The 11,646-nt window shown below is 69.9% G+C and carries 11 protein-coding genes and 2 pseudogenes; 4 read left to right on the top strand and 9 right to left on the bottom strand.

The window, feature by feature from the left end; translation table 11 throughout:
• Positions 1-40 precede the first annotated feature (40 nt).
• Positions 41-934, top strand: coding sequence for a LysR substrate-binding domain-containing protein (locus tag ABD719_RS01865; protein WP_344691673.1), 894 nt, complete (start codon positions 41-43; stop codon positions 932-934).
• A 4-nt stretch (positions 935-938) separates the two neighbouring features.
• On the opposite strand, the gene ABD719_RS01860 is transcribed toward ABD719_RS01865, so the two are convergent.
• From ABD719_RS01860 to ABD719_RS01850, 3 genes are all read right to left on the bottom strand, one after another.
• Positions 939-1,688, bottom strand: coding sequence for a TorF family putative porin (locus tag ABD719_RS01860; protein ID WP_344691672.1), 750 nt, complete (start codon positions 1,686-1,688; stop codon positions 939-941).
• A complete protein-coding gene (locus tag ABD719_RS01855; protein WP_344691671.1) occupies positions 1,685-2,158 on the bottom strand; it encodes a hypothetical protein in 474 nt (157 codons plus the stop codon). The genes ABD719_RS01860 and ABD719_RS01855 overlap by 4 nt, the downstream gene beginning before the upstream one ends.
• 186 nt (positions 2,159-2,344) lie before the next feature.
• Positions 2,345-2,800: a peptidylprolyl isomerase gene (locus tag ABD719_RS01850; RefSeq protein ID WP_344691670.1), complete on the bottom strand. Its 456-nt coding sequence runs from the start codon at positions 2,798-2,800 to the stop codon at positions 2,345-2,347.
• Positions 2,801-2,937: 137 nt separating this feature from the next.
• On the opposite strand from ABD719_RS01850, the gene mgtE reads away from it, so the two are divergent.
• Entirely contained in the window at positions 2,938-4,359 is a 1,422-nt protein-coding gene (mgtE, locus tag ABD719_RS01845; RefSeq protein WP_344691669.1) for a magnesium transporter, read from the top strand.
• A 42-nt stretch (positions 4,360-4,401) separates the two neighbouring features.
• Positions 4,402-4,818 (top strand): DUF1489 family protein, encoded by a 417-nt coding sequence (locus ABD719_RS01840; protein ID WP_344691948.1) that lies wholly within the window; start codon positions 4,402-4,404, stop codon positions 4,816-4,818.
• A gap of 68 nt (positions 4,819-4,886) precedes the next feature.
• On the opposite strand, the gene ABD719_RS01835 is transcribed toward ABD719_RS01840, so the two are convergent.
• The 5 genes and pseudogenes from ABD719_RS01835 to ABD719_RS01820 form a co-directional block, all read right to left on the bottom strand.
• Entirely contained in the window at positions 4,887-5,459 is a 573-nt protein-coding gene (locus tag ABD719_RS01835) for a fasciclin domain-containing protein (RefSeq protein ID WP_425567087.1), read from the bottom strand.
• Between the two features lie 89 nt (positions 5,460-5,548).
• Positions 5,549-5,653 (bottom strand): annotated as a pseudogene (locus ABD719_RS18650) (PEPxxWA-CTERM sorting domain-containing protein); the annotation flags it as partial.
• A gap of 186 nt (positions 5,654-5,839) precedes the next feature.
• A pseudogene (locus ABD719_RS01830) lies at positions 5,840-7,075 on the bottom strand (esterase-like activity of phytase family protein); the annotation flags it as partial.
• A gap of 114 nt (positions 7,076-7,189) precedes the next feature.
• The gene (locus ABD719_RS01825; RefSeq protein ID WP_344691667.1) at positions 7,190-7,948 is read right to left on the bottom strand and encodes a hypothetical protein; all 759 of its coding nucleotides are present in this window, start codon (positions 7,946-7,948) and stop codon (positions 7,190-7,192) included.
• A gap of 63 nt (positions 7,949-8,011) precedes the next feature.
• Positions 8,012-8,881 (bottom strand): 3-hydroxybutyryl-CoA dehydrogenase, encoded by an 870-nt coding sequence (locus ABD719_RS01820; RefSeq protein WP_344691666.1) that lies wholly within the window; start codon positions 8,879-8,881, stop codon positions 8,012-8,014.
• A 112-nt stretch (positions 8,882-8,993) separates the two neighbouring features.
• On the opposite strand from ABD719_RS01820, the gene ABD719_RS01815 reads away from it, so the two are divergent.
• Positions 8,994-10,067: a DUF1176 domain-containing protein gene (locus ABD719_RS01815; protein WP_344691665.1), complete on the top strand. Its 1,074-nt coding sequence runs from the start codon at positions 8,994-8,996 to the stop codon at positions 10,065-10,067.
• Positions 10,068-10,150: 83 nt separating this feature from the next.
• On the opposite strand, the gene ABD719_RS01810 is transcribed toward ABD719_RS01815, so the two are convergent.
• Entirely contained in the window at positions 10,151-11,632 is a 1,482-nt protein-coding gene (locus ABD719_RS01810) for a peptidoglycan DD-metalloendopeptidase family protein (protein ID WP_344691664.1), read from the bottom strand.
• Positions 11,633-11,646 lie beyond the last annotated feature (14 nt).

Genomic DNA, 11,646 nt, shown 5'->3' with positions numbered 1-11,646 from the left:
CTGACAATTGGCGGGCACATCGGACGACGGGAGAGGAGATATGCGAAGGCTGCCACCCCTGGGATCGATCGAGGCGTTCGTGCAGGTCGCACGGCTGGGTTCGATCAAGGCCGCGGCCGAGGAGCTGTCGCTCTCCGCCCCCGCGCTCAGCCGGCGCATCCAGTCGCTCGAACGCTTCATCGCCAAGCCGCTGTTCGCCCGCCGCCATCAGGCGATGGTGCTGAACGAGGATGGCGAGCGGCTGCTGGTGCAGATCGCGCCCGTGCTCGACCAGTTGTCCGATGCGGTGGAGGCGATGACGGCAGGGTCCGGCCTGTTGCGGCTGCGGCTGGGCGTGCTGCCGCTGTTCGCAGCGCAGCGGCTGTTCCCGCATCTGGGCGCCTTGCGACAGGCGCATCCCGAACTGCATCTCGACATCGACACCGCCGGGCATGGCATCGCGCGGCTGGGCGACGGGCTGGACGCGGTGATCGCGCTGGGGCGGGAGATCGATCCGGCGCTTTATGCGCGGCGCTTCGATCGCAATTCGGTCTATGTCATCGGCGCGCGTCACCTGATCGAGGGGCCACGACCGATCACGCATCCGTCGCAACTGGCCGGGCAGACCGCGCTGCTCCACCGCGAGATGCCCGATACGATCGGCGCCTGGACGACCGCGGCGGGTATCGGCCCGCTGAAACCAATGGCGGTCGACCTGTTCGATTCGGGCGGGCTGATGCTGGAGGCGGCGGCGCAGGGGCTGGGCATCGCCTTCATGCATGCCAGCCATTTCAATCATGCCAACGACCCCCGCCTCGTCCGCCTGTTCCCCGATATCGAGGTGGAGAGCCCGTACAGCCACTGGTTCGTGTGCCGCCCGCGCGCGATGCAGACCCGGCCGGTAAAGATGTTCCACGACTGGCTGTTCACGCTGACCGACGAACGCGAGGACTGAATCGCTACAGGCCGAACCGCACCCGGCCCAGGATGCGGTCCCCGGCATGACGGGCATCGGCAAAGGGGCCGAAGGCATCGTCGCGTCCGATATCGGTGCCGGTATAGTCGAGCGCCAGCGTCAGCTGCCCTTGCCGGTGTTCGATCCCCAGTCGCCAGTTCGTATAGTCGCCGCCGGGGCGCAGGCGTTGCGCGCGGACAGGATCGTCGACCCCGCCCGAGGAATGGCCGATGCCCGCGACCAGCGTGACCGGGGTGCCGGGGATGCCGGCATCGGCATCGGCGAAGAGGTGGAGGTTGCTGCCGCCGATCGCGTCTTGCGACGGGGCGAGCATCGCGCCGCCGGTCACGCGCAAGGGACCGATGCCATAGCTGGCGGTGCCGCCCGCCTCGACATAATCTATCCTTCCCCGCGCACCCGTGAACAGGTGTCCCGTCACGGTCGCGCGCAGCCGGATCGCGCCGACGTCCCAGCCCGTGCCCGCGCCCAGATCGATGACCGCGTCGGCACCGCCGTGCCGCCCCGATCCGCGTGTCGCGGCGATCCGCGCGGACGCATCGACCGGGCCGACCGGCAGCAGCACGTCACCCGACGCCGACGCCTGTCCCTCGCTCCAGCTCAGGCCCCGGCGCCGTTCGTCGGTCGTCGCCTCGACCCCGAGGGTCGGCGACACCTGTGCCAGCGCGGGCGCGGCGATCATCGTCGCGCCCGACATCATCGCCAGAATGTGCCTCTTCCCCAGAATGCACCTCATCCGACGTCGACGTTACCGTGGAAGCGATCGAGTTCGGCGCGCAGGACCTGGTGGTCCTCCTGCGCCACCGCCTGGAGATGACGATCCAGCGCATCGCGGCGCGCGGCGATCTGCGCCGCGATCGCCTGACGCTGCGAACCGCACCAGCCGACATGGCTGCCGGTGACGACCGCATCGCGCGACACGACACGCGTCATCATCGCGCCCGATGCCGTCCGCGCCTCGCGCGCGACGGTCATGTCGCCCGCCCAGGTGCAGCGCAGCGTCGAGGGGCGGCCACCGGGGCCGACCGCGCCGACCTGTTGCTGGCGGATCTTTACGTCGCCGCGGTAACGGGCGTCGACGGGGCCGGCATGATGGTCCACCCGCAGCGCGTGATCCACGGAAAGGGCGGGGTTGGAAAAAGCGGGGGCAAACGGCGCCAGCGCGGTGAGCGCGAGTGCAGCCCCGGCGGCGAGAAGACGGGTCATCATGTTCTCCTTGCGAACGGTCCGGCCTATATTGGCCGATATCGTACATGACAAAAATGTCATGTTAGCCGAACGCATGGAATGCGCGGGGGTTTCAACGCGAACGCCCCGCCGCGCATCTCTGCGCGGCGGGGCGATGCAGGCCGGGCGTATCCCACGGGTGGGATACGATGTCCGGTCGGGTCGTCAGGCGGTGCGGGCCTTCACGATCTTGCCCGGCTCACGCGGGGGCTCGCCCTTGGGCAGCGCGTCGACCAGTTCCATGCCGTCGGTCACCTGGCCCCAGACGGTGTACTGCTTGTCGAGGAAGCGCGCATCGTCGAACACGATGAAGAACTGCGAGTTCGCGGTATCCGGCTGATTGGTGCGTGCCATCGAGCACACGCCCCGCACATGCGGCTCGGCCGAGAATTCCGCCTTCAGGTTGGGCTTGTCGGAACCCGACATGCCGGTGCCGGTGGGGTCGCCGCCCTGCGCCATGAAGCCGGGGATCACGCGGTGGAACACGACGCCGTCATAGAAGCCGTCATTCGCCAGTTCGACGATGCGTGCGACGTGGTTGGGGGCGAGATCGGGGCGCAGCTTGATCGTCACGTCGCCGCCGTCCAGCGTCAGGATCAGCGTGTCGGGGGTATCGGCCATCGGGGAAGCTCCTTGGAAAATCGGTGAACGCCTTAACGTTGCGCGGCAGATAGGGATGCGGCGGGGCGCTGGCAAACTTGTCCCGACCGGGCGGGCGGGCTAGGGCCGCGAACCTGCACACCATGAGGGAGGCGGCAATGGTCGACAGCGAGCTGGCCCCCGACGACACGATCGATACCGAGAACGAACTGCCGGAAAACGAACTGGACGAGGACGACCACCTGCGTCCCGAATTCATCCGCGCGGTGCTGGACGCGGTGGCGGCCGGCAATGACGAGGAAGCGCGCGCGCTGGTCGGGCCGCTCCACCCCGCCGACATCGCCGACCTGTTCGAACTGACCCCGCAACCCGATCGCGCCGCGCTGGCCCGCGCGGTCGCCGAACTGCTCGACGGCGACGTGTTCGCCGAGATGAACGATTACGTCCGCGAGGACCTGATCGATGCGTTGTCGCCGACCGAGGTCGCCGATCTGGCGGCCGAACTGGACACCGACGACGCGGTCGCGATCATCGAGGACATGGACGAGGACGAGCAGCGCGCGGTGCTGCGCGCGCTCGACCCCGACGATCGCGCCGCGATCGAGGAAGCGTTGTCCTATCCGGAGGAATCGGCCGGCCGCCTGATGCAGCGCGAGCTGATCGCGGTGCCCGAGCATTGGACGGTGGGCGACGTGATGGCGTATTTGCGCGGCGCGCAGGAACTGACCACCGATTTCTGGGAAGTCTTCGTCGTCGATCCGCAGCACAAGCCGGTCGGCACCTGCGCGCTATCGTGGATATTGCGCACCCCCGAATGGGTCAGCGTCGCCGATGTGATGCAGCGCGAGCAGACGCTGATCCCGGTCGACATGGATCAGGAGGAGGTCGCGCTCCGCTTCCAGAAATACGCGCTGATCTCCGCCGCGGTGGTCGACGGCGCCGGCCGGCTGGTCGGGATGATCACCGTCGACGACATCGTCCACATCATCCAGCAGGAGGCGGGCGAGGACGTGCTGCGCCTGTCGGGCGCGGGCGAGGGCGACATCAACGAACCGATCCGCTTCACCGTGCGGACGCGGCTGACCTGGCTGGTCGTCAACCTCGGCACGGCGATGTTCGCCGCCAGCGTCGTCGGGCTGTTCCAGGACACGATCGCGCGGTTCGCGCTGCTCGCGGTGCTGATGCCGATCGTGTCGGGGATGGGCGGCAATGCCGGCACGCAGACACTGGCGGTGGTGGTGCGCGCGCTGGCGACCAACCAGCTCACCTCGTCCAACACGGTGCGGATGATCGTGCGCGAATTCCGCATCGCGGCGGCCAACGGCCTGTCGCTGGGGCTGTTGATCGGGGTTGGCACCTATGTCGTGTTCGGCAACCGCGACCTGTCGCTGGTGATCGCGCTGGCGATGGTCATCAACAACCTCGTCGCCGGGCTGGCGGGGGTGATCGTGCCGGTGACGCTGGACCGGTTCCGGATCGATCCGGCGGTATCGTCGGCGGTGTTCGTGACGACGATGACCGACACGATGGGCTTCTTCGCATTCCTGGGGCTGGCCAGTCTGTGGGGTCTGGGCGCGTGATCGCCGCTTGATCCGGGCGCGGCCATGCCCAGATGGGCGGGTATGGCGCTTCACCTGACCAAAGTGGCGTTCGGCGCGACCGGCGTCGAGCATCTGGCCGACCGCATCCGGGCCCGCGTGGCGGAGGGCGGCATGGTGCTGACCACGCGCTACCTGCCCAAACGGCACGAAGAGGTGGCCGGGCCGGTGGGCGAAGGCGGATCGCTGTTCTGGATCATCAAGCATCAGCTGGTCGCCCGCTCCCCCATCCTGCGCTTCGGCGAGGCGGAGGGTGGCCGGGTGGCGATCCATCTCGGGCCGGACCTAGTGCTGGTGCAGGCGCAACCCAAACGCGCGCATCAGGGCTGGCGCTATCTGGAGGCGGCCGATGCGCCGGTCGATCTGGGCGGTGACACCACCGGACTGGCGGCGATGCCGCCGGCGCTGATGGGAGAACTGGCGGCACTGGCGTTGATCTGAACCGTCCTCCCGTCAGGAGGAAGGGCGGGGTAAGGGGCGCCGGCCCCTGCGTTCCGGCGCCCGTCCGATCAGGGCAGCATCACCGTATCGATGACATGGATGACCCCGTTCGACTGATAGACGTCGGCGATGGTGATCCGGCCCATATGGCCCTTGCCGTCCATGATCGCCCATCCAGCCTTGCTGCCCGTGCCGGCCTTGTGGAAGGTCAGCGGCTCGCCCTGCACGGTCGTGTAGGTGGCATTGCCGCCATTGGCCTTCGCCTTGGCGGCGATGTCGGCGGCGCTGACCCGGCCGGGCACGACGTGATAGGTCAACACCGCGGTCAGCTGATCCTTGCTGTCGGGCTTCAGCAGCGTGTCGACGGTGCCAGCCGGCAGTTTGGCGAATGCCGCGTTGGTCGGTGCGAAGACGGTGAACGGCCCCGGTCCGGACAGCGTGTCGGCCAGCCCGGCCGCCTTGACCGCCGCGACCAGCGTGGTGTGATCGCGCGAGTTCGCGGCGTTCTCGACGATCGTTCTGGTCGGGTACATCGCAGCACCGCCGACCATCACCGTCTTCTGCGCGGCGATGGCGGTGGCACCCATCATGCCGCCGCCAGCCAGCATGGTCGCGAGCATCATCGTCCGGAAAGCTGTCATCGCCATCGTCTCCTGTCGGCAGCCGGATCGGCCGCCGACAGGAGATACGGGCCAGTCCCGCCCGATGACGCATCGGCCGCTACCTTGCCTCAGACGTAGCGAACCCGCGTGCGCTGCCGCCGCCGTGCGGCCGCGCCGATCAGGCCGAAGCCCAGCACCATCATGCCCCACGTCGCGGGTTCGGGGACCACGCCGGTCAGCGACTGGTATTCCGCCTCGCTCAGGCGGACGCTGTAGATCATGTTGGGGATCAGCGACATGCCCGCAGGACAACCGGCGCCCAGCGCGACCTGCCGGCTGGTGCCGCTGCCGTTCACGCCGCTGGTGCAGACGTCGAACTGCGTGCCTGCGCCGTTCTGCGTCACCGAGAAGTCGTTGTCGGTAATGAGGATCAGCGTGTAGCTGCCGTCCGCCAGCCGCGGGCCGAACGCGAAGCCTTCCAGCTTCTCCGGGATGGCCAGCCCCATGCGGCGCAGCGCGGCGGCGAGATCGAGGAACGGCGTCGCGGTCTTGGCGACCGGGGAAACGCCGGCGGGCAGCGTGTTGGTGCCCGCCAGGCTGATGTCCTTCACATCGGTCGCGCCGGCCAGATCGATGCGATAGACCCGCTTGGAGCCGACCGCGGTGGTGCCGTTGGCGTCCTCCACCCCGAACCCGCGATTGTCGCGTTCCAGCACCAGCAGCGTGCCGTCGCTCACCGCCTGGATCGCCGAGACGCCGATCGAGCGGCCCTGCGCGTTGACGTTGAAGTCATTGGCGGTGCCGGCGATCCGGTCGTTGATGTCCGCGACCGTTTCCAGCTGGTAGATATACTGCGCCTTCTGCGTGCCCGTGGCCACGTCATAGGCGACGATGCGGACGTTGCGGCTGAACCGGCCCTCGCCGTTGACGGTGCCGTTGTTGGTGTTCCGCCCTTCCTCGACCAGCGGGTCCTGCAACACGGCATAGGCGGTCTTGCCGTCGGGGCTGACGGTCAGCCCCTCGAACCCGCGATTGTCCTGACGGCCGGTGGCGATGCCGCCATTGCCGCGCCCGGCGACATAATCGACGGTGCCGTTCGCCTGTTTCGGCACGAGGTTGGCGGGCACCTCGAACGCGCGCACGAACGCGCCGGCGGGGGTGAATTCATAGACCGAAGGGCCGTATTCGTCGGACACCAGCAGATTGCCGTTCGGCAACCGCGCCAGCCCCTCGGGATCGAGCGAGGCGCCCAGCGTCGCGGCGCTGCCGGTCGACAGTTGCGGGTTCAGTCCGGAATAGACCTGCCCGTTCGCCTGCCGGAACAGCACCGTGCTGTTCAGCGTGAAGCCGCCGATCGCGCCCGTCGCCCGATCGATATCGAGCGCGAAGCCCTGCAACCGGGGTGCATAGGGCAGCACGCCGCCGCCCGGCCCGCGATCGGTCATCCCCAGGAAACTGTCGGTCGCCGCATTGTAGATCAGGTCCGATCCGAACCCGCCCAGCCGGTTCTGCCCCGCCCCCGACAGACCCGACAGGTCGGTGCCGTTGGAAATGGCGTAGGCGGATACGAGCGTGGTGGCGGCGGCGGGCAGCGCCCCGGTCACGGTGGTGGTCGCGGTGGCGGCGGCGAGCAGAACGGGCACGAAACGGCGCATGATGGTTATCCCCCTGTTTACCGGATCGGCAGACAGGACCGACGTTACGTCGGCGTGACGGTTCGGCGACGGGTTTGCGACAGTGCCATCGCGGGCCACCGCCACGGCCCAACGCTACAGGGCACCGCTGCCGTTGCCGACCGCGCTCAGGCGGATGCCCGTCGCCGGATCGGCAGCGCCGAGCGCGAACGAGAACGCCGCCTCCCGCGCCTGCGGGCCATAGAACCAGCCGGCCAGGCCCGAAAAATCACTGCGCCCGTCCGGACCCGTCAGCGCACCGCGATAGCCGCCCCCGATCCAGTCGATCGTGACGGTGCCGGTGAAGCTGCCAAAATCGGTCGTCGCGGTGGCCGGCCCGGCCGGCCCCAGCAACTGTCCCAGCAGGCGGATCGTGACGGCCGCCTGCCCCGCCACCGGATCGACGCGCATCGTCGCGGTGCTGGCGATCAGCGTATGGGTGCGCGGTACCCCCGATTGATCGACGACATAGGCGATGCCGTTGATGCCGGTCCGGGTATAGGTGAACGCCGCCGCCGGACGATCCGTGACCAGCGTCGGCACGCCGAACGTGCAGGCATAGCGGTTGATGCCGCGCTGCTGCCGCTGGATATGCAGGTTCATGCCGCGCCCGTAATCCAGCCCGATGCCGCCCGCGATCGGCTGGCCGGTGGAAAATACCTGCGGGATGCCGTCGATCCGCTTCACATACGCCCGGGCGTTGGCGGGGGCGACGAGACCGGGCGAGGCGGACGGCGCGGGCGACGGCGTACCGGGCACCACCGCGACGCCGCCACCGCCACCGCCACCGCCACCGCCACCATTGCCGCCACCACCGCAGCCGACCAGCACCCCGGCTAGCATGATCGCCGTCACCCTCGTCCGCTCTCCCTGCGGCATGGGATAGGGCAGGATCGATACGGCCGCAACGGCACCACCTTACCGCGTCGGTACCGGCTCCGCGCCGCTGTAATCGTAGAAGCCGCGCCCGGTCTTGCGGCCGTACCAGCCCGCCTCGACATATTTCACCAGCAGCGGCGCCGGGCGGAACTTGGGGTCGCCGGTGCCCTCGAACAGCACGCGGGTAATCTCCAGACAGGTGTCGAGCCCGATGAAATCGGCCAGCGTCAGCGGCCCCATCGGGTGGTTCAGGCCCAACTGGCAGGCGGCGTCGATATCGGGGATGGTCGCCACCCCCTCGCCCAGTGCGAAGCACGCCTCGTTCAGCATCGGCATCAGCACGCGGTTGACGATGAAGCCGGGCGCGTCGTTGGCGCGCACCACCCGCTTGCCCAGCGCCTGCGCATAGCCCTCCACCGCCGCGACGGTGGCGTCGGACGTGGCGAGGCCGCGGATCAGTTCGATCAGGCCCATGACCGGCACGGGGTTGAAGAAATGCACGCCGACGAAGCGCGCCGGATCGGGCGATGCCTGCGCCAGCCGGGTGATCGGGATCGACGAGGTGTTGGACGCCAGCACCGCGTCGGCGCGCAGCACCTTGCCGACATCGGCGAAGATCTGGCGCTTGATCGCCTCCCGCTCGGTCGCGGCCTCGATCACCAGATCGCAATTGCCCATCGCCGCGACACTGTCGACCGGCTCGATCGCGGCCAGCGTGGCGTCGCGCGCCTCGGCGGTGATCTTCTCCTTGGTCACCAGCCGGTCGAGCGCCCTGGCGATGCCGGCGCGGCCCTTGTCGGCCTGTTCGCGCGACACGTCGGCGAGCAGGACATGGAACCCCGCCTGCGCCGATACCTGCGCGATGCCCGCGCCCATCTGACCCGCTCCGATCACGCCGATCGTCCGCATCCCCGTCTCCTTCTTTCCGCCGTTCGCGACGGACCGCCTTGCCGGCCCGTGTCGATGCCCGGTATCTCCGCCCGCGATACCCCGTCCGGCACGGGACGGCTAGGAGGCGATGATGAAACCGACGATGGCGGCAACGGTGCTGATGCTGGCGGCGTGTTCGGGCAGCGACCCCGCCCCGGCGGCGCCGGTCCAGGTCATGATCGCCGCGGCCGCTGCGGCGGAGACGGCGCCTCCGCCGCGCCCCGGCCCGACCCGGACGTTCGGCGACTGGTATGTCGGCTGCGACAACAATGCGATCTGCACGATGGCCTCGCTCGGCGGCGAAGCGCAGGTGCCATTTCCGGCGGTCACGCTGGCGGTGACGCGGGGGGCCGGACCGGGCGGCGGGTTCGCGCTGGCGTTCGACGTGCCGGGCGACGACACGCAGGTGGCGCCGGTGGCGGTGACGATCGATGGCCGCCGCCTCGCGCTGCCGACGCTGACCGGGGCGGCGGCGGAAAGGGTGATCGCGCAGATGGCGAACGGCCGGTCGCTGGTGGTGCTGGAAGCGGGGGACCGGCCCCGCGCGACGCTGTCGCTGAAGGGCGCGGCGGCGGCCCTGCGCTGGATCGACGAGCGGCAGGGCCGCGTCGACACCGTCACCGCCGCGGTGGCGAAGGGCGCACGCGGCGCGGATGCGGTGCCGCCCCCGCCCCGCGCCCCGGTGATCGGCGCACTGACCGCGACCGGCACCGCCAACAAGCCGACCCGCGTCCAGTTCGCCGCGATGCGCCGGCGCGCGCGGTGCGAGGATCTGCCCGCCGGGGCGGCCAGCTATCCCGAAAGCCATGCGCTGGGCGGCGGCGCGACGCTGGTGATCGTGCCCTGCTCTACCGGGGCGTACAATTTGTCGTCGGCGCTGTTCGTGCTGGAAAAGGGCGCGTGGCGGCCGGCACAGGCCGATGCGCCGACCGGCATCGCCCCCGCCGGCGAAGGGCCGTCGGTGCCCAACGTGGTCAACGCCCGGTGGCAGGGCGGCGAGCTGACCAGCTATGCCAAGGGCCGGGGGCTGGGGGACTGCGGCGTCGCGCAGACCTTCGTCTGGGACGGCACCCGCCTGCGCCTGTCCGAACAGAGCGAGATGGGCGAATGCCGGGGCAATCCGAACTATATCGCGACGTGGCGGGCGCGGGTGGTGCGGCGGTAACGGCGTCCGACGCGCGATGACATCCGCCCGCGCCATCCCGTCATTGCTTCGCTACGCTCGCAACGACGAGGCTTACAGACGCCCTACGCGCCCGGCTTCACCGCCAGCATCGCCTGCACCTGCCGCTTGAACCCGCGCAGATTCTCGCCCGACAACCGGGCGACGCTGGCGAACGAGATCGAACGCGGGTTGATCGACTGGCCGTTCCGCCAGACCTCCCAGTGCAGATGCGGGCCGGTCGACAGGCCGGTGGAGCCGATATAGCCGATCACCTGCCCCTGCCGCACCCGCTGGCCGCCGCGCACCGCGATCCGGCTCATATGGCCGTAACCGCTGGACAGGCCGCCACTGTGCGCCAGCTTGACGAAATTGCCGTAGCCGGCGTTGCGCCCGGCGCTGGCGACGACGCCGTCGATCGCGGCGAGGATCGGGGCGCCATAAGGAGCGGCGATGTCGATCCCCTTGTGCATCCGCATGAAGCCGAGCAGCGGATGCATCCTGAGGCCGAAGTTCGAGGTGACGCGCCCCGCCACCGGCATCCCCATGCCACCGCGCCGCTCCGCCTGGCCGGCGGCATCGAACCACGTCGCCTCCCGCTCGCCATTGCCGGTCCAGCGCAGCATCCTGAGCGAACGGCGGCCCTGATCCAGCCCGGCGAACAGCAGGTCGCCCAGCTTCGTCTCGCCGGTGGCGGCACGGTCGCGCTCGATCACCATGTCGAAACTGTCGGCGGCATGGACGTCGCGGCCGATCGACACGCGCGTCGCCATCGCCTTGATATACGCCTCGACCGCGCGGACCGGCGCGCCGGCGGCACGGGCGGAGCGATAGAGGCTGGCGCCGACCAGCCCCTGCAACCGCAAGGGCGTGTGATCCACCGCGATCGGGGTGCGTTCCAGCCGCAGCCCGCCGCCGTCGCGCACCACCGCCACCGACAGGTCGAACCGCGCACGCAAGGCCAGCCGTTCGAGCGGGCGGGGCATCGCCCGGCTGGACCGCCGACCGAGCGTCAGCGCGATGCGGGTGCCGGCGGGGATATCGGCGAGCGACGCGGCACCGCCGACCAGTCGCGCCGCCTCCTGCGCCTGCGTGCGACCGACGCCGGCGCGTTCCAGCGCGCGACCGAAGCTGTCACCCTGCCCCAGCGTGGCGGACAGGTCGATCCGGGGCCGCTCCGGCACCTCGGTGAGCGGACGGACGAATTCGGTGGCGGCGGCGACGCGGCCGGTACCGCTGCCCAGGGCGAGCGGCGCGATGCCCTGCACCCGTGCGCCTTCCGCCTCGGCACCCGCCAGCGGGGCCGGCACGCTGCCGATCAGCGGCCGGACGCCCGGCGCCAGCGCGATCGTCGCGGCACATAGCGCGGTACAGGTGGCGAGGCCGCGCCACCAGTCGAGGCTGCCGATCCGCATCCCCAGATCGGGTACCCAGTCGATCGCGGCGAGACGCGTGCGCCAGTCCCGATGCGGCGCCGCGGCGCGGCCGAACCCGGCGGCGCCCGCGCCCAGTGCCCGCGCGCTGGTGCCGCCGGCCCATTCCAGTCCCTGATCGGTCTTCAGAAACAAACGGCGTCACCTTC

The organism is Sphingomonas cynarae (assembly GCF_039537815.1).
GTDB classification, from domain to species: Bacteria; Pseudomonadota; Alphaproteobacteria; order Sphingomonadales; family Sphingomonadaceae; genus Sphingomonas; species Sphingomonas cynarae.
Note: the sequence above shows the minus strand (reverse complement) of the source record. Positions and strands in the feature narration are given on the sequence as shown.